15 protein-coding genes are annotated in these 17,306 nt (G+C 65.7%); 7 read left to right on the plus strand and 8 right to left on the minus strand.

The genetic code is table 11. From position 1 onward, the window contains the following. Positions 1-38: 38 nt before the first annotated feature. The 4 genes from ACLMAJ_RS26520 to ACLMAJ_RS26535 all read right to left on the minus strand — a co-directional run bounded on the left by ACLMAJ_RS26520 (position 39) and on the right by ACLMAJ_RS26535 (position 4,356). A complete protein-coding gene (locus ACLMAJ_RS26520; protein WP_412016544.1) occupies positions 39-779 on the minus strand; it encodes a hypothetical protein in 741 nt (246 codons plus the stop codon). A 361-nt stretch (positions 780-1,140) separates the two neighbouring features. Further along, a complete protein-coding gene (locus ACLMAJ_RS26525; protein WP_412016545.1) occupies positions 1,141-1,932 on the minus strand; it encodes a TIGR03084 family metal-binding protein in 792 nt (263 codons plus the stop codon). A 100-nt stretch (positions 1,933-2,032) separates the two neighbouring features. Continuing rightward, positions 2,033-3,388, minus strand: coding sequence for a DUF445 domain-containing protein (locus tag ACLMAJ_RS26530; protein ID WP_412016546.1), 1,356 nt, complete (start codon positions 3,386-3,388; stop codon positions 2,033-2,035). Between the two features lie 650 nt (positions 3,389-4,038). Continuing rightward, entirely contained in the window at positions 4,039-4,356 is a 318-nt protein-coding gene (locus tag ACLMAJ_RS26535) for a hypothetical protein (RefSeq protein WP_412016547.1), read from the minus strand. A 480-nt stretch (positions 4,357-4,836) separates the two neighbouring features. On the opposite strand from ACLMAJ_RS26535, the gene lon reads away from it, so the two are divergent. From lon to ACLMAJ_RS26550, 3 genes are all read left to right on the plus strand, one after another. Next, positions 4,837-7,218 carry an endopeptidase La gene (gene lon / locus ACLMAJ_RS26540; RefSeq protein WP_412016678.1) on the plus strand — a complete coding sequence of 794 codons (2,382 nt, stop codon included), beginning with the start codon at positions 4,837-4,839 and terminating at the stop codon, positions 7,216-7,218. 211 nt (positions 7,219-7,429) lie between these two features. Further along, complete coding sequence (locus ACLMAJ_RS26545; RefSeq protein WP_412016679.1) at positions 7,430-8,500, plus strand: DNA polymerase IV; 1,071 nt, start codon at positions 7,430-7,432, stop codon at positions 8,498-8,500. 72 nt (positions 8,501-8,572) lie between these two features. After that, positions 8,573-9,568 carry an oxidoreductase gene (locus tag ACLMAJ_RS26550; RefSeq protein WP_412016548.1) on the plus strand — a complete coding sequence of 332 codons (996 nt, stop codon included), beginning with the start codon at positions 8,573-8,575 and terminating at the stop codon, positions 9,566-9,568. A 75-nt stretch (positions 9,569-9,643) separates the two neighbouring features. Here ACLMAJ_RS26550 and ACLMAJ_RS26555 read toward each other — a convergent pair whose 3' ends face one another. Next, positions 9,644-11,188, minus strand: coding sequence for an MFS transporter (locus ACLMAJ_RS26555; RefSeq protein WP_412016549.1), 1,545 nt, complete (start codon positions 11,186-11,188; stop codon positions 9,644-9,646). Between the two features lie 125 nt (positions 11,189-11,313). On the opposite strand from ACLMAJ_RS26555, the gene ACLMAJ_RS26560 reads away from it, so the two are divergent. Next, positions 11,314-12,045, plus strand: coding sequence for a TetR/AcrR family transcriptional regulator (locus tag ACLMAJ_RS26560; protein WP_412016550.1), 732 nt, complete (start codon positions 11,314-11,316; stop codon positions 12,043-12,045). Positions 12,046-12,048: 3 nt separating this feature from the next. On the opposite strand, the gene ACLMAJ_RS26565 is transcribed toward ACLMAJ_RS26560, so the two are convergent. Beyond that, positions 12,049-13,899 (minus strand): ABC transporter ATP-binding protein, encoded by a 1,851-nt coding sequence (locus ACLMAJ_RS26565; protein WP_412016680.1) that lies wholly within the window; start codon positions 13,897-13,899, stop codon positions 12,049-12,051. A 308-nt stretch (positions 13,900-14,207) separates the two neighbouring features. Here ACLMAJ_RS26565 and ACLMAJ_RS26570 point away from each other — a divergent pair, with 308 nt between their 5' ends. Further along, positions 14,208-15,155: a DNA-3-methyladenine glycosylase family protein gene (locus tag ACLMAJ_RS26570; RefSeq protein ID WP_412016551.1), complete on the plus strand. Its 948-nt coding sequence runs from the start codon at positions 14,208-14,210 to the stop codon at positions 15,153-15,155. A 108-nt stretch (positions 15,156-15,263) separates the two neighbouring features. On the opposite strand, the gene ACLMAJ_RS26575 is transcribed toward ACLMAJ_RS26570, so the two are convergent. Together ACLMAJ_RS26575 and ACLMAJ_RS26580 are read right to left on the minus strand one after the other, a co-directional pair. Beyond that, positions 15,264-15,470, minus strand: coding sequence for a hypothetical protein (locus tag ACLMAJ_RS26575; RefSeq protein ID WP_412016552.1), 207 nt, complete (start codon positions 15,468-15,470; stop codon positions 15,264-15,266). Then, entirely contained in the window at positions 15,470-15,757 is a 288-nt protein-coding gene (locus tag ACLMAJ_RS26580; RefSeq protein WP_412016553.1) for a hypothetical protein, read from the minus strand. Before ACLMAJ_RS26580 ends, ACLMAJ_RS26575 begins: the two co-directional genes overlap by 1 nt. A gap of 439 nt (positions 15,758-16,196) precedes the next feature. Here ACLMAJ_RS26580 and ACLMAJ_RS26585 point away from each other — a divergent pair, with 439 nt between their 5' ends. Together ACLMAJ_RS26585 and ACLMAJ_RS26590 are read left to right on the plus strand one after the other, a co-directional pair. Next, complete coding sequence (locus ACLMAJ_RS26585; RefSeq protein ID WP_412016554.1) at positions 16,197-17,111, plus strand: helix-turn-helix domain-containing protein; 915 nt, start codon at positions 16,197-16,199, stop codon at positions 17,109-17,111. Beyond that, positions 17,108-17,305 (plus strand): DUF397 domain-containing protein, encoded by a 198-nt coding sequence (locus ACLMAJ_RS26590; RefSeq protein ID WP_412016555.1) that lies wholly within the window; start codon positions 17,108-17,110, stop codon positions 17,303-17,305. The genes ACLMAJ_RS26585 and ACLMAJ_RS26590 overlap by 4 nt, the downstream gene beginning before the upstream one ends. Position 17,306 lies beyond the last annotated feature (1 nt).

A 17,306-nucleotide genomic window follows, 5' to 3' on the forward strand; every position in this document is an offset into this window, starting at 1 on the left:
TGTCGCCGTGAGCTGCCAGCCCGGGTGTGCGCCTCCGGTCACACGTCGATGGTGCTCGGCGCTGTCTTCAGGCTGGGGCGTGGTGCCGAGTTCATCGGTGCCACTGCGGTTTCGGGTACCGCGGTATCGGCCGTCATCGCGGGCACGGACTCCAGCGGCACGGACTCCTTGGCCGGCGCGGGGTACCGGTTCAGGTGCAGTGCGTGTTGCCCGAGGCCCGGGTCGGAAAACGTCACAGTGACTTGGCCGTGAGTGTCGAATTCGGTGCGCAACCGGGTGGTTGCCGCCGGGTCGACATCGACGCCGCGCTGTTCCTGGATCGGCGCGGACAGCAGGAAATCCGACAGTCCGGTCAATGCGTTGGTGTCGACGGTGAACGCGATGGTGTCGGCACGGATCGACGCCAGTTGCGCACCGACATAAGTGGTTCCGAGTCTGAGTTTTCCTGCCAGCCCCGCCGTGTGGACGGCCGGATCGGCATGCGGTTCAGCGATATTCGAGGACGCGGCAGGGGTATCGGCGGCCGGGGGCACGAGAAGTGCGGGGAGATCGCGGCTGCCGCTGCTCAGCAGCGTCTCGGACACGGTGGGGCCGGTGTCGGCGGTCGTGTCCTGAACGGTTGAGGTGGGTGGTGACGAGAGTTCGCTACCGGTGCGATGGGTGTCGGCCATCTGGTTCACGATGTAAGCACCGGCGACAACGGTGAGACTGAGACTGGCCGTGCCCGCGAGCACGATCGCGGCATGTCTGATGATCTGGGCAGGCTTGTGTGAAGTCACGATGCTTTTCCTTCCCTCCGCCCCTGCTCCCCTTGCAGCGCGCGGCCCGCATCGTTGAAAGCCATACGCTTATCAAGGTTACGGTGTTGCCTGTGGGGCTGCCGCATCGGTGAGAGCAGCATCACAATGCTGTGCGAAAGGCGTCATCAGCGGGCGGATCCACGCATATTTTTTGCGTCATCCATGTTTCCTCCAGCCAACGGGCGGGTAAACCCAGATAGCTGGCGAGCGCCATTCTCGACTGCCAATCGGGACACCTCCGGCCAACGGCGTCCGGCCGTCGACACGTACGGCGCACCCAAGTGTGGCGCTCGCCCGCTCCCCGAATCTTTTGGTCCGGGTGGTTGGCATGGGCAGCGGGTCAGGCGAACTGGCCCGCTGCTCTGCCTTCTCCGGTACCTCCGGCAAAAGCCTGCACGATGCTCAGCCACTCCGCGGCGTCCGCGCCGATCGTCTCGAGCGCCAGATCGTCGCGATGGCGTCGCTGCGTCGCCAACAGGCAGAAGTCGAGGGCAGGGCCGGTGACGCGCTGTGTGGCGTCGGCTGGCCCCCATGACCAGAGTGTCCCATCGGGTGCACTGAGCTCGACCAGGAATTCCTCGGTCGGTGCGGTCTTGCCGTGCACCGAGTAGGCGAAGTTTCTGGTGCGCACGCCCAGGTGGGCGACGGTGCGCAACCGGGAGGTCGGTGGCCTGGTGAGGCCGAGAGCGTCGGCCACATCCTGTCCGTGTGCCCAGGTCTCCATGATCCTCGCGCTGATCATGGACGCCGCGCTCATCGGTGGGCCGAACCACGGAAGCTTGGTGCCGACGGGAACCGCGCGCAAGGCGTCGATGAGGGCGATGCGGCCACGGCGCCAGCGGTCGAGCAGCTCCGGCGCGGGCGTGCTCGCTGCCGCGTCGGCCGCCTCGTCGACGAAGGTCAGCGCCTTCGGTGCGGCCTCGACCAGCAGCTCGGCGAATCCGGCCGCATCGGTGGCTGCGACGATGGCTATCTCATCGGTCCAGGTCAGATGGCCGATCTGATGGGAGATGTCCCAGCCCGCCGCGGGTGTGGGCGTGGACCAGGCTTCCGGCGTCAGCGGCGCGACCATGTTTTCCAGGTCCGCGCATTCCGCGACGAAGTCACCGAGCAGCGCGTCGAGGTCAGCCATCTGTTTCCTTGCGGTCGCGGGCACACCGCTCTGTGCACCTTTGCGCCTCAGCATCGCAGCGGGTTCCGAAAAATGCAAGCACGCGTGCTTGTATTTGGTCCTACCAGCCGAAAAGGAGCATGTGGGTGGCGCCGACGACCAGGCCGAGCAGTGCGCCGTGCAGGTAGAGCAGCCAGGCGTCCTGCTCGACCGAGGCGTAGAACATCTCCATGAACTCACCCGGTGTGAGGGTCTGGAGTTTGCGCGCGGCGAATTCGTCGATCTTCTTCGCCTGCTCGAGTGTGAACTGCTCGTCCTCGACCAGGCTCGGCGCGAGGCCCACCGCGGCGCCGACCGCGCCGACCTTGAGGTTGTCGAACTGGCGGCGTCCGAAGGCCGCACGCACCAGCGAGGTGGTCGGGCCGAGTTGGCGATGGATCTCGTCGGCGATCAACCGCTCGAGCAGTTGACGGGTCTTGTCGCCGTTGGGGCCCTCTAGCAGTTCCTTTGACAGGTTCGGCAGCGTCAGCACCTGGTAGGCCAGGATGTGTGCGAGGTCGGTGGCCGCCTGCGGCTGTCGCTTGGCCAGCAGCGCCTGCCGCCACAGGTACTTGTAGCGCGGTTGCGGATCGCCGGGCTCGAACACCATCTTCACCGCGATGACATTGACGATGACACCGATCGCGGCGCCCGCGAGCAACACGATCACCCAGCCGGGCACCCAGCCGAGCACCGGAATGTGTTCGTGCGCGTGCAGATACAGCGCGAGCAGCAGGCCGAATGGCCCGCCGAGCAGGCCGACCCTGACCATGAACTTCAGCTCGGGTGCGGCGATGGTGGTGGTCAGGTCCTTCAGGATGGTGGGATTTTCCTGTAAGTACCGAATGACAAAACTCTTGATATCGATGAGCTGATCGACATTGTCGCCGAGCGATTCGAACGAACGCCTGCACAGCGCCGGCAGTTCGCGGTCCACCCGCTGGTAGACGAGCTGTCTCATCGCGCGCGGCATATTGCGCCACAGCTCCGGGTTCTCCCGGGTCATCAGCTCGTCGACCAGCGGTTGCACCTGTTTGCTCGCGAGTATCGCGATGTAGTCGGCGATTCCGTCCAAATCCAGTTCATGGATGAAATCCTTCGGGCTGCCGATCCGCATCAACGCCTTGTCGACACAGATACTGGCCATTTTTTCCGCGCGCGCCGGAATGAACCCCTGAAATCCGAGCCTGCGCCCGTCTCCCGAGAACGTCGGAAGCACCTGGACCCGGCGCGGGAAGTACGGATACAACACGTGCAGGCCCGGGATCCGGATACCGCGAAAAATGATCGGCCAGAACAACATCAGGACGCCGGTCCAGTTTGTGAGCCAGCCTGCCAATGCGCTGAAAATGGGAAAGGTAATCAGATCGACGGTGAACTTGGACTGCCCTGTGAGATTTTCCCAGTCGATGAATACACCGGAGGCGATCACTGACATCGCGGGGTCCCCCTAGCGCTGACCGGGTAGTGACATAGCAAGGCCCCAACATTCTCATTGGCTCCGCCGGGGTGTCAACGCGGGTCTGATCCCGGCGTCGACCGGTATCTGGATATGGCGCACCTGGTCGCCGATTCGGTAGATCCGTGGCACAGAGTCAGGGCGGCCCAGAGGTCCTCACGAACGGCGGTCCGCAGTGTCTTCGGATTTGGAGTACCTAGTAGTCGCGCCCAAGTAGCCGCCAGGTTGCAACTCGGCGGCCGCCCGGTGAGTCCGTCGAGTTCGGTTGATGCCGCGCGACTCTGCCCGGAGTCCTTCGACTGTTGGCTGAGGTACGGCCGTGTTTCGAGATCGACCTCGCCGCATTCGACACCGCGGAGGAGGCCGACCTCGTCGACGCCTACGCGCCGATCCGGCATGGATAGACCGCTTATTCATCTTTTGGAGCAGAATGCTCGAACAACTCGACCGCGAATATTCGAAACGCGCGTCGAATGGCCCGGAAAGTCGGGGCGATTCAGATAACTAGCTCAGAGTTTTAGATACGTTCTCGCCGCGATGCTATTTCGACATCGGTTGCTGAGAACCGCATTTGCTCCGCGCAACGGGACAGTGCTGCGCGCAATACCGACAGTGCCAGCTGGGCTTCCCTATTTCATGAGGAGCAACCTGGTCAGTACATACCTTTGGTGCTCCACGTCCCTTCGGAGCGCGTCCATCTTGTCGTCATCTGCAACGGTCTTCAAACCCGTCGCCTCAGCAGGCGGATGCCCCTCGTCGCCCACGGTATCGAGCAACCGATTCAGAAAATTGACAAGCATCCGAAGCCTCCATAGCCGTGTGCCGACAAATTGCCGATCAATAGGTAAATCGCCGAGCGCGATCGTTCCGTTAACACGCTGCCGGACGACGGATGACACCAGTTGTTTTCGCTGCTGTTGGCGTGCGGCCATTGTGGGGTATGTCACGCACAGAGGGTTTCGGTTGCGCACTTACCCGTATCGCTTCGCCCAGGTTCCCGTCTCGAACCTTGGTTATGAGACGCGTTGTGCACCAGCGGTTTCGGGACGAACGCAAAGTCGACGGCGGTGGGGCCGAGGCTCACGGCCTATATAGATGTCACCGGCTGGCAGGCTGGATGATCACCGGTCGCAGTCTGCCGGAGGTGTCCGGGCCCGGCTCGTGCGGTTCCTGCTGCCCGTTCGGGCCTCCGGTCCCGGCGATTTCGTCGGGGCGGGCGTATTCACCATCAGGTCGAACCGGGCCGGTCAGTGGTTGTGCATGAGAACCCGCAATTCGCCAGGAGCGAACGTCGGGGGCAGGCAGGAACAAACGTAGAACTGGCGGGGTTGACTGAGCATCGCTCAACTTTTGGAAGGGTCGAACACGTGACTACACCACAGAACCTGCCGGTCCTGTTCCTGACCGACCCGATCGTGCTGCCGGGCATGGTCGTGCCCATCGAACTGGACGAATCGGCACAGGCCGCCATCGACGCCGCGCGGGCGGCGAAGACCGAAGCGGTGCTGCTCGCGCCGCGACTGACCGAGGGCTATGCCTCCTACGGCGTCGTCGCCACCATCGAACAGGTGGGACGGATGCGCGGCGGTGCTCCGGCCGCGGTACTGAAGGCCGAACGGCGCGCGAAGATCGGCCACGGAGTGACCGGGCCCGGCGCGGCGCTGTGGGTCGAGGCGGAGCCGGTCGACACCCCTGCCGCCGATGGGCGCACCAAAGAGCTCGCCGCCGAATACAAGAAGCTGGTCGTCTCGGTACTACAGCGTCGCGAGGCGTGGCAGATCATCGACGCGGTCAATCAGCTCGCCGAGCCGTCGGCCATCGCCGACACCGCGGGCTACGCTCCGTACCTGAGCAACGACCAGAAGCGTGAACTGCTCGAAACCCCCGATGTCGCAGCGCGTCTTACCACGCTGATCGAGTGGACCAAGGACCACATCGCAGAGGCCGAGGTCACCGAGAAGATCAGTGACGACGTGCGCGAGGGTCTGGAGAAGAGTCAGCGCGAGTTCCTGCTGCGCCAGCAGCTCAACGCTATTCGCAAGGAACTCGGCGAGGACGAGCCCGATGGCGCGGACGACTACCGGACCAGGGTCGAGCAGGCCGATCTGCCCGACGACGTGCGCGCGGAGGCGCTGCGCGAGGTCGGCAGGCTGGAGCGGGCCAGCGATCAGAGCCCGGAAACCGGCTGGATCCGGACCTGGCTCGACACCGTGCTCGAGCTGCCATGGACGGTGAAAACCACCGACAGCACCGACGTTTCGGCCGCTCGCGCGGTGCTGGACGCCGATCACCACGGCCTGGACGAGGTGAAGGATCGCATGGTCGAGTACCTGGCCGTGCGTTCGCGGCGGGCCTCGCGTGGCCTGGAGGTCGTCGGTGGACGCGGCTCCGGTGCGGTCCTCGCACTGGTCGGCCCGCCCGGTGTCGGCAAGACCTCGCTCGGTGAGTCCGTGGCACGTGCCATGGGCCGCAAGTTCGTTCGCGTCGCCCTCGGCGGCGTGCGCGACGAGGCCGAGATCCGTGGCCACCGGCGCACCTACGTCGGCGCGCTGCCCGGCCGCATCGTCCGTGCGATGAAGGAGGCGGGATCGATGAATCCCGTCGTCCTGCTGGACGAGATCGACAAGGTCGGCTCCGACTTCCGTGGCGATCCGGCGGCCGCGCTGCTCGAGGTGCTCGATCCGGCGCAGAACCACACCTTCCGCGACCACTACCTCGATCTGGATCTCGACCTGTCCGACGTGCTGTTCATCGCGACGGCCAACGTCATGGAGACCATCCCCGGCCCGCTGCTGGACCGGATGGAGCTGATCACCGTCGACGGCTACACCGAGGACGACAAGGTCGGCATCGCCCGCGACTTCCTGGTGCCACGGCAGCTGGAACGCAACGCGCTGACCACCGACGAGGTGACCATCACCGATGCGGCACTGCGTGAGATCGCCGCGAACTACACCAGGGAAGCCGGTGTGCGGCAGATGGAACGGCTGGTCGCCAAGGCATTGCGCAAGGCGGCGACTCGACTTGCCGAGGTGGCAAAGGACTCGGATGCGGGCGAATCGGTGCCGACCGATCTGGGTTATGGCGCCGAACTCGGTTACGACGCACTGGTGCGGCCCGACGGCGCGGGGTCCGCTCAGGATGAACTGACGATCGACTTGGGTGATCTGAAGGAGTACCTCGGCCGCCCGCGCTTCACCCCCGACTCGGTGGAACGCACCGCGGTGCCCGGCGTCGCGACCGGCCTCGCGGTAACCGGTCTCGGCGGCGACGTCCTCTACATCGAGGCCAATGGCGCGGAGGGCGAGCGGTCACTCACCCTGACCGGTCAGCTCGGCGACGTCATGAAGGAGTCGGCGCAGATCGCCCTCACCTACGTGCGCTCGCACCTGGAAGAGATCGGCATCGAACCGTCGGTGCTCGATCGGAATATCCACGTGCACTTCCCCGCGGGCGCGGTGCCGAAGGACGGTCCTTCCGCGGGCGTCACGATGGTCACCGCATTGGTGTCGCTGGCGCTGGACCGGCAGGTCCGCGCGGATGTCGGCATGACCGGTGAGGTCACGCTGAACGGCCGGGTGCTGCCGATCGGCGGCGTGAAGCAGAAACTGCTCGCCGCGCAGCGCGCCGGATTGAAGACGGTGTTCATTCCGGCACGCAACGAGCCGGATCTGGACGACGTTCCGGCGGATGTGCTTGCCGCCCTGGATGTCCGCCCCGTCGCCGACGTGGCCGAGATCCTGGCCTACGCCATCGAACCGGTCGCCGAGCCAGCGCTGGGAGGCATGGCCTTCGCGGCTTCCGCCTGATAGATCGAAGGGGCCGTGCACGCTGAACGTGCACGGCCCTTGGCTTCGGGTTGGTCCGCCATCAGCGGGCCACATTCGCCATGAATTCGCGATTGCTGTCGCTCTCGCGCACCCAGGGTGGCCGGGCCGAATTCAGTTCTGTTTTCCGAGCCGCGCAATGGTCTGGGCGGAATACCGGCTGGTTGTCGGTGCGGTGCGGTATGACGGACATATGGCCAGATGGCTGTTGCACGTCGATCTCGATCAGTTCCAAGCGGCGGTGGAGTTCCGTCGCCGCCCGGAGCTGCGTGGTCTGCCGGTCATCGTCGGCGGCAACGGCGACCCGACCGAACCACGCAAGGTGGTGACCTGCGCGTCCTACCCGGCTCGCGCGTTCGGCATCCGTGCCGGGATGGCGCTGCGCAGCGCGCAACGGAAATGTCCGGAAGGGGTCTTCCTGCCGCTGGATATGGCCACCTATGAAGAGGCCTCCGACGAGGTGATGTCGCTGCTGCGGACATTTCCTGGGCGGGTCGAGGTGTGGGGCTGGGACGAGGCGTTTCTCGCCGCCGACACCGATGACCCCGAGCACCTCGCACGCGAGATCCGCAGTGCCATAGCCGAACTGGATCTCACCTGTTGCGTCGGAATCGGTGACAACAAGCTGACCGCCAAACTCGCCACCGGCTTCGCCAAATCCACCGGAAAATCGTCGGCGGAACCGGCCGAAGGCGAGGGCGCGGCGGGGGGCGTCTTCCGGCTCACCGCGGCGAACTGGACCGAGGTGATGGCGCATCGACCGACAAATGCCCTGTGGGGCATCGGAAGTCGGATCGCCGCCAGGATGGCCGAGCTCGGCATCGAGACGGTCGCCGACCTGATGGCGTCGGACCGTCATCGCCTTGCCGCCGAGTTCGGTCCCAACACCGGCCCGTACCTCTGGGTGCTCGGACACGGTAAAGGCGATGCCGATGTGACGACCGAGCCACGAGTGCCGGTGGGCCGCAGCAAGTCCGAGACATTCCCGCACGACCTCACCGATCCGGAAGAAATCCGCGCTCAGGTCGCGCGCTTGGCCACCGAGGTGGCCGAAGAGATGGCCGAGGCGGGACGAATCAGTGCCAGGGTCTCGGTCACTGTCCGCACCAAAACCTTCTACACGCGCAGCAAACAGGAGAAACTCCCTGAGCCGACCGCCGATATCGCCGGGATCGTGGCGACCGCGCTGCGCATCATCGATCGCTTCGATCTCGACCGCCCTATCCGTCTGCTCGGGGTCCGTCTCGAACTCGTCCCGGAATGAACGGCTGCCGCGACCCTCGGTTCGACCGCGAGTTCCGGCCCGCCGCGTGTGGACGCTCGTATGCTCGTCGGCATGGAGTTCTGGGCGATGGTTGCACAAGAATCGGACAGCGGGATCGCGCTGGAGCGCCGGCTGGTCAACGAGGATTTCCTCGGACCTGGCGATGTGACGATCAAGGTGCACTACTCGAGCGCCAACTTCAAGGACGGGCTCGCGATCACCCCGGGCGGTGGCGTGGTCCGGAAATACCCGATCATCCCCGGTATCGACCTCACCGGTGAGGTCGTCTCCTCCGAGGACGACAGCTTCGCGCCCGGCGATCTGGTGGTGGCGCACGGCTACGACATCGGCGTCTCACACCACGGTGGTTTCGCCGAGTACGCCAGGGTGCCCGCCGACTGGGTGGTCAGGCTCGACGGCCTGAGCCCACGCGACGCCGCCGCGCTCGGCACCGCCGGTTTCACCGCGGCATTGAGCGTGCAGGGCCTGCTCGATCGCGAGCTCACTCCGGAGACCGGCGCGGTGCTTGTCACCGGTGCCACCGGCGGTGTCGGCAGCGTTGCCATCGATATCCTGTCCGGTCTCGGTTTCGAGGTGATCGCCTCCACCGGCAAGACCGACGCCGCCGACCTATTGGCCGAACTGGGCGCCAACGAGGTGATCGGCAGGCTGCCGGAGGACCCGGACGCAAAACCGCGCCCGCTGGCCAAGGCCAGGTGGGCTGGTGCGGTCGACAGCGTCGGCGGTAAGTCCCTCGCCTACATTCTCAGTGCGACCGGCTACGGCGGTGCGGTAGCTGTCAGCGGCCTCACCGGCGGCGCCGGTCTCCCCACCACGGTCATGCCCTTCATCCTGCGCGGTGTCGACCTTCTCGGCATCGACTCCGCCTACGTCCCGATCGAAAAGCGCCGTGCCCTCTGGACGCGCCTCGGCAACGAACTTCGCCCCCGGCATCTTTCGACGATCGAGCACTTCGCCCCCATCATCGAAGCCGAAAGGGTGCTGCGCTCCATCCAGGGCGGCACCCACTCCGGCCGCACGGTCTTCGGGGTCGCGGGCGAATTCTGATCACTGGACTCGATCACCGAAGCCCGGCCCGATCGGGGATTCCGATCGAGCCGGGCCTCGGTGTATTCGGCTGGGCTACTTGGTGTTTGCCCGATCGACACAGAGGTTTTCCGCGACAGGGTCTGTTTCCTCGGTCTCGGGTTCCGGGGCGGATTTGCCGTTGCGCATGACGAACAGGGCCAGCACTGCTGCGGCGAGGACACCGGCGCCGCCGGCGATGAAGCTGGCCGACATGGCGGTGGCGAAGGCGTCGCGGGCCGTGGTGACCAGCGCGCTGTCGCCGGTGCCGGCGGCCACCGCGAGTGCGTCGCCGATGGATCGACGAGCGGTTTCCGGAGCGGACTCCGGCATGGCAGCGGTGAAGGTGCTGGACAGGACGCTGCCGAGGACGGCGATGCCGAGCGCGGCGCCCGCCTGCTGGATGGTGTCGTTCAGTGCGGAGCCGACGCCTGCCTGTTCGGCGGGCACCGCTCCCATCAGCGCGGAGATGGCGGCGGGCTGCGCGAGCCCGGCGCCTGCGCCGAGTACGACCAGCGCGGTGGCCAGTGTGCTGAAGTCGCTATCGGCCGACAGGTTGGCCAGCAGCCCGAGACCGACGGTGCTGGTCAGCATGCCGGTCACCGCGAGGGTGCGATTGCCGACCTTACCGCCGAGGCTCGCGCCGATGCCGTTGAACGTGATGGAGGCGAACAGCATCGGGATGAAGGCAAGTCCGGCCTTGGTCGGTGAGTAGCCGAGCACGAATTGCAGGTACTGGGTCAGCACAAGCAGCAGACCGCCATTGGCGACCTGAACAAGAGTCAGCGAGAGGCTGCCACCGGCGAAGTCGCGGTCGCGGAACAGTCGCAGCGGCACCATCGGATGCTCGACGCGCTTTTCCCAGACGACGAATGAGACCAGGCTGATGATGGCGATGGCCGAAGTTGCCAGCGTGCCGATGTGATCGAAACCGCCGGTGGGGAATTCGATGATGGTCCAGACAAGCGCGGTCATGCCGATCGCGGACAGCAGCGCGCCGGGTACATCGGGCTCGGTCCACGGTCCCTTTGATTCCGGCATCAGTACCAGCGCGGCGACGACGGCAATGGCGGCGACCGGGATGTTGATCAAAAACGCCGCGCCCCACCAGAAGTGCGCGATCAGCACGCCACCCAGGACGGGCCCGCCGACGAGTCCGAGCACCGAGGCGGCGCTCCATGCGCTCATGGCCTTGCGCCGCTCCGCGTCGTCGAACACGGTGATCAGGATCGACAGCGTGCTCGGCAACACCAATGCGCCGCCGATGCCCATTACGGCGCGCGCGGCAATCAGCTCGGCGGGGTTGGCGGCCAGCGTTGCCACCACGGAGGCAAGCCCGAAAAGGGCGAGTCCGATGACCATCACCCTGCGCCTGCCGAACCGGTCGGCCAGGCTGCCCGCAGTGAGCAGCGTGCCCGCGAAGACCAGGATGTAGGAGTCGAGGATCCATTGGATGTCCTGGGCGCTCGCGTTCAGATCCTCGGTCAGCGACGGCACCGCGACGGCGAGCACGAAGTTGTCGATGATCAGAACCAGCGTGCTCAGGCACAGCACGATCAGAATCCACCAGCGCCGCGGGTTGCGCGCTTCATTCGTGTCCATCGGAAACTCTCTCTCACCGGCGATGCGAACAATGTTCTCGAGTTGCGAACACTGTACGCATAGAACTTGAGCGTTCGCAATAGAGAACGTTGTGCGCTATGCTGACGGCGTCGAAAGGAGACGACGTGCCCGTCGAGAAGCAGCCGGTCGGATCGGTCTGGACAAGGCCGCGACGCGGCAGGGAACAGCCCGCGCTGACCAGAGAGCAGATCGTGGCGGAGGCTGTCGCGCTATTGGATGCCGAGGGGATGGAGGCACTGAGCATGCGGCAACTCGGTGCCCGCCTCAATGCGGGCGCCACCTCGCTATACCGGCATGTGGCCAACCGCGACGAACTCATCGAATTGGTCGTCGACGAGGTATACGGCGAGATCCGGGTGCCGGAGATCAATGACCCGGCGCAGTGGCGCGCGGCCGCCGAGCAGTGCGCGGCAAGCCACCGGGCCATGATCCTGCGGCACCCGTGGATGGCCTCGACTCTCGGTCAGGTCGGCCTGTCCTACCTCGGCCCGAATGTCATGCGGCTCAACGACCGCATGCTCGCGCTGTTCGAGGTCGGCGGCTTCGCCCCAGTTGAAAGCAGCGACGCGATCGGCGCTCTCATCAGCTACGTCATCGGCATCGGGATCAGCGAGGCCGCGTGGCTGACCTTGCTGGCCCGCAGCGGACAGACCGAATCGGAACTGATCGCCAACCTGCGGCCCGCCGCCGAACAGGCCGCCCATGACTACCCGAGATTGCGGCAGGCGGATGTGCGAGGCGTCTGGGATCAGGACCCGGCGATCGCGCGCGACCGCCAGTTCCGATACGGGCTCGATCGGATCATGGAGGGGCTGGAGTCGCGGCGCGAGCGCTGAGGGTCATGCGGCGGCGGTGACGGGATCTTCCGCGAACTGGGTGCGGTACAGCTCGGCGTAGCGCCCATCGGCGGCGAGCAGCTGAGTGTGCGTGCCGCGCTCCACGATTCGGCCGTCCTCCAGCACCAGGATCTGGTCGGCGGCGCGAATAGTGGATAGCCGGTGTGCGATCACCAGGGCGGTCCGCCCCTGGAGTGCTTCGGAAAGCGCCTCCTGGACAGCGGCTTCCGAGGTCGAGTCCAGCGAGGCGGTCGCCTCGTCGAGGATCACCACGCGCGGCTGCTTGAGCAGCAGTCGTGCGATGGTGAGCCGCTGGCGTTCGCCGCCGGAGAGGCGGTAGCCGCGTTCACCGACCACGGTGTCGAGTCCATCCTGTAGCGACTCGACCAGCATGCGTAACCTGGCCCGCTCCAGGGCGTCCCACAGCTCGGCCTCGGTGGCCGCCGGCCGCGCGAGCAGCAGGTTGGCGCGGACGGTGTCGTGGAACAGATGTCCATCCTGGGTGACGAGGCCGACCGTCTCGCGGATCGAGGTCGTGGTCAGATCCCGCACGTCGGTGCCGTTCAACCGCACCGCTCCGCCGTCCACGTCGTAGAGCCGGGAAACAAGCTGCGCGATAGTGGATTTACCCGCGCCCGAACTGCCGACCAGTGCGACGAGTTGACCGGGCTCGGCTCGCAGCGACACATTGTGCAGCACCTCGACACCGCCACGACTGTCCAGCGTCGCGACATCTTCCAGTGAGGCCAGCGACACCTTGTCAGCCGAGGGGTAGCCGAAGGTGACGTTGTCCAGCTCCACCGCGACCGGGCCATCGGGCACCGCGACCGCGTCGGGCGCGTCCTCGATCAGTGGCTTCAGATCGAGCACCTCGAAGACCCGCTCGAAACTCACCAGCGCCGCCATGATTTCCATCCGGGCGCTCGCCAGTGCGGTCAGTGGGCTGTAGAGCCTGGTCAGCAGCAGCGAGAGCGAGACAACCGCGCCCGCGTCCAGCTGCCCACGCAGCGCGTACCAGCCGCCGAGTCCGTAGACCAGCGCGAGCGCGAGCGCCGAAACCAGCGTCAGCGAGGTGACGAACACGGTTTGCAGCATCGCGGTGCGCACGCCGATATCGCGCACTCGGCGGGCCCGCAGCGCGAACTCGTCGGACTCCTGTTCCGGGCGGCCGAACAGCTTCACCAGGGTCGCGCCCGGCGCGGAGAACCGCTCGGTCATCTGCGTGCTCATGGCCGCGTTGTGACCCGCGGCCTCGCGTTGCAGCCCGGCGAGCCGATTGCCCATTCGACGTGCCGGAATCACGAACACCGGCAGTAGCACCAGCGCGAGCAAGGTGATCTGCCAGGAGATCCGCACCATGACCGCGAGAGTGAGCGCCAGCGTCACCAGATTGGTCACCACGCCCGACAGGGTGTCGCTGAACGCCCGCTGGGCCCCGATCACATCGCTATTGAGCCGACTGACCAGCGCGCCGGTCCGTGTCCTGGTGAAGAACGCCACCGGCATCTTCTGCACGTGATCGAACACCGTGGTGCGCAGATCGAGAATCAGACCCTCACCGATCCGTGAGGACAGCCACCGAACGACCACGCCGAGCGCGGCGTCGAACACGGCAATCGCGCCGATCGCCAGCGCGAGGGTGACCACGACGCGCGGTGCGGATCCGCCGACAATGTCATTCACCACCCGCCCCGCCAATACCGGCGTCGCCACGGCAAGCAGCGCGGAAACCACGCTGAACAGCAGGAACGCACTGATCCTTCGCCGATGTGGCGCGGCGAACCGCAGGATCCGCTTGGCAGTGGCCAGCCGAAACGGCCGCTCCTCCTGGGGCGCGTTCATTCGCCGATACATCTGGCTGTAGGCCACCGACTCGATACTCACGTCGTAACTTCCTCTCGCTCCCCACCCATCAAACCTCTGGCCACCGACACTAAGACCTCAACAAAGGTTCAGAGCAAGCCATTGCGCCGCATAGCCTCCTGTTCCGCGCTCAGCGAAACCGCTGTACCTGTGCTCATTCGCCGACCGACAAAGCCGACACCTGGTGCAGTTCCTGCTCGACGAGTGAGGTTTTCGCGCACCCGCCGCGCCATTCACGGCTAGCGCGGTAATTCGACACCGGCGAGGCGACGCGAGGTCACGCCGCGCACAATGAACGGGTGCGCAAACAGTTGGTCGAGCCGGGTGTGAGCCGAGACGGGTCGACTCGACTGGTTTCCGCCGGCCGGCCCATCGACCTCGCGCCCACCCTCGCTCCGCTGTCGCGGGGGCGCGGCGACCCGTGTCATCAGGTGAGTATCGACGGCGCGCACTGGCACGCGTCGCGGATGCCGACCGGCCCGGTCACCTACCGACTCGTCCAGTCGGACGCTTGCTCGGTGCGGGCACACGCGTGGGGTGCGGGCGCCCAGGAGTTCCTCGATCGCCTCGACGGCATGCTGTGCCTGGACGAGGACCTGTCGGAATTCGTTCCCGAACATCCGAAGCTCGCCGAGGCGCACCGCCGATTTCCCGGTCTGCGCATGCTGCGCACCGGCCTTGTCTTCGAGGCGCTGGTCCCCGCGGTCCTGGAACAAAAGGTGCACACCGTCTCCGCGCGCGCCTCTTGGCGAAAGCTGGTGCGGCAGTTCGGTGATCCAGCGCCCGGCCCCGCGCCGGCCGACCTCCGGCTACCCCCGGATGCTGATACCTGGCGCCGCATACCGTCCTGGGCCTACCATCGCGCCAACGTCGGCCCGCAACGTTCGCAAACGATCGTCCGTGCGGCCCGGCTCGCGGACGCACTGGAACGGGTGGCCGCCCACGATCCGGCAGAGGCCGCCCGCCGCCTGCGGACGGTGCCGGGGATCGGTGTGTGGACCGCGGCCGAGATCGGCCAACGTGCCCTCGGCGACGCGGACGCGCTGTCGGTCGGCGACTTCCATCTTGCCGCGATCGTCGGCTGGACCCTGTTGGGCCACGCCATCGACGACGACGCCATGGTCGAATACCTGGAACCGCTTCGTCCGCACCGCTATCGGGCCATTCGCCTGCTGGAGATCAGCGGTCTCGCGCACAAACCGAAGTTCGGCCCGCGCACCCCACTCACCGATCACACCTGGCACTGACCCGCTACTACCCCGCATCGGCGGACGCGCCCCGCACGGCCCGCGATCGGTGTCGGGCACGAGCGAAGTGTGGCGTCATCGCTAACGGACGTTCGTGCCGGTCGGCGATCAATACGGCAGCGCCCGCTGATCCAGCACACACCTGCCCGCTTCGACGAGTGTGGTGCGGGCTCTGCGGCGGACTCGGCAGCGATCGACGGTGCAGTCGATGTGCAGTTGCATTGCGGCGTGGGCTTGTTCGTTGGTCATGATGCCGGGGTCGCGCCCGCAGATCAGCAGCCCGGCGACGTGCATGTTCAGGTTGGTCTGTTGCATTACGCGACCTCTGCCCGAAGCACGGCGGACCGGAGTCGGCGCTGATGTTGGGCGGGTGGCTCATCCCATGGCGATTGCCGAACGGCCATGCCGACGGCCTCCAGTGCGGTGAGGCCGACCTCGTCGGCGAGCGCACCGATCGTATCCAGAAGGGCTGGCACAACTTCAGCAACCTGCAGTGCTGCCACCGCCTGCGCGCAGGTCAGTGTGCGCCCGGGCAGATAGGACACCACCCAGTTCTCCTGACCTACGCTGCGGGCCTTATGCGAGGTCAAATCGCTGGTCATCAAGGACGACGCTATGACATGTACAGCCATGACTCCTCGTTCCTAAGTGCGATTCAGTTTGTGTGCCCGGAGCTTTCGCAGCTGGAGGGGACAGGGCCTGCTCGGCTCCGGGCACACTTCCAGCACACCATTGGGGCGGTGTCGGGGCGACGTCCTTGGTGGATATCCAAAGATTTGGGGCGAATTCCCAGCAAGAAATCCAGTCGGGAGGGGAGGATTCTCCATAGTGGACGAATGAGCCCTCTGCCCAAGCAAAGTCACGGGGAACCGAGCTTGTGGGTCGCCCTGGGTGTCCCTTGGGTGAGCATCCGAGCGCAGAACGGAGCGTGCTGTGTCAGCGAGTTCAGCAGAAGCGTCAGCGAGTTCGGCTAGAGCGTCATCGAGTTCGGCGGGAACATCGGAAAGGTCGGAAGCATCGTCGACCGGAGCCACGAGTTCCGTGAGAGCGTCAGCGGGATCGGACCGACTATCCGCCGACAGCGCCTCGTCTACCCTGCCGAGACGTCAGCTTGGCAGATATCTCCGTGACTGGCGCACCCAGGCGGGCCTCACCATCGCGGGGGCGTCCAAGCTCATGGAGTGGGGCGCAAGTACTTTGCAGCGCTTGGAAAAAGGCCAGGCCGACCGCATCCGCACTATAGATATCCAAGAGCTGTGCCGCATTTACGGCATACCGGACGAGCTCGCCGACGGTCTCAAGGGGCTCGCCCAGCAGGCGGCGGTCAAGAGCTGGTGGCATGCCTATGGCGACCTGATCCCCGAAAACTTCGATGTCTATGTCGGTTTGGAGGCCTCCGCCCAGCAGCTGAGCTCCTACCAATCCGAACTGGTCCTCGGCCTGCTACAGACCGCCGAATACGCCATGGCGCTTAATAGGCTCGGTTACCCCGGCGACTCCGAAGCGGAGCTGGATCGACGCGTCCAGCTGCGCCTGCAACGTCAGGCCTTGATCACCAGGAAGGTCTCCCCCGCGACCGTCGATGTGGTGCTCAACGAGTCGGTATTGCGCAGGGTGGTCGGTGGCGCCAAAGTGATGGCGGCGCAGCTACGTCATCTTGCCGATTTCAGTACCCGCGAAAACGTTTCACTGCGTATCCTGCCGTTCGCGGCCGGTGTTCCGCTCGGAGTTTCCACCGGACCGTTCACGGTTCTGGAGTTCGGAACCGATAGCAAGGGCCAGCCGATCGAGCCGCCGGTGGTTTACGCGGAGGGTTTCACAGGGGATCTCTACCTCGAAAGACGCACTGATGTACGGCGGTACGATCGGGCTCACGAGTGCCTCCGGCGCAGCGCGCTGGATATTCAACCCAGTAGGCACCTGTTGCGGCAGGTAGCGAAGGAGTATGTGGCATGAGTACGGATCTGGTTGGTGCTCGATGGTTCAAGAGCACGCGCAGCGGCGCGGGCAAGGATTGCGTGGAAGTGGCATTCCTCGACAGCGGCCGGGTCGGCGTCCGCGACAGCAAGAACCCCGGTGGACCCGCGCTATTGTTCGGCCCGGGAGACTGGGACAGTTTTACTGCACGCGTGGCGAGTGACCAATTCTGAA

Origin of the sequence: Nocardia arseniciresistens (assembly GCF_046764875.1) — a bacterium.
Lineage (GTDB): Bacteria > Actinomycetota > Actinomycetes > Mycobacteriales > Mycobacteriaceae > Nocardia > Nocardia arseniciresistens.

What these genes read in the sequence shown, in the direction of transcription:
- ACLMAJ_RS26565 (WP_412016680.1), bottom strand. Translation starts at nt 13,899, where the DNA reads ATGTATCGGCGAATGAACGCGCCCCAGGAGGAGCGGCCGTTTCGGCTG.
- ACLMAJ_RS26590 (WP_412016555.1), top strand. Translation starts at nt 17,108, where the DNA reads ATGAGTACGGATCTGGTTGGTGCTCGATGGTTCAAGAGCACGCGCAGC.
- ACLMAJ_RS26555 (WP_412016549.1), bottom strand. Translation starts at nt 11,188, where the DNA reads ATGGACACGAATGAAGCGCGCAACCCGCGGCGCTGGTGGATTCTGATC.
- ACLMAJ_RS26550 (WP_412016548.1), top strand. Translation starts at nt 8,573, where the DNA reads ATGGAGTTCTGGGCGATGGTTGCACAAGAATCGGACAGCGGGATCGCG.
- ACLMAJ_RS26580 (WP_412016553.1), bottom strand. Translation starts at nt 15,757, where the DNA reads ATGACCAGCGATTTGACCTCGCATAAGGCCCGCAGCGTAGGTCAGGAG.
- ACLMAJ_RS26575 (WP_412016552.1), bottom strand. Translation starts at nt 15,470, where the DNA reads ATGCAACAGACCAACCTGAACATGCACGTCGCCGGGCTGCTGATCTGC.
- ACLMAJ_RS26530 (WP_412016546.1), bottom strand. Translation starts at nt 3,388, where the DNA reads ATGTCAGTGATCGCCTCCGGTGTATTCATCGACTGGGAAAATCTCACA.
- ACLMAJ_RS26525 (WP_412016545.1), bottom strand. Translation starts at nt 1,932, where the DNA reads ATGGCTGACCTCGACGCGCTGCTCGGTGACTTCGTCGCGGAATGCGCG.
- ACLMAJ_RS26545 (WP_412016679.1), top strand. Translation starts at nt 7,430, where the DNA reads ATGGCCAGATGGCTGTTGCACGTCGATCTCGATCAGTTCCAAGCGGCG.
- lon (WP_412016678.1), top strand. Translation starts at nt 4,837, where the DNA reads ATGGTCGTGCCCATCGAACTGGACGAATCGGCACAGGCCGCCATCGAC.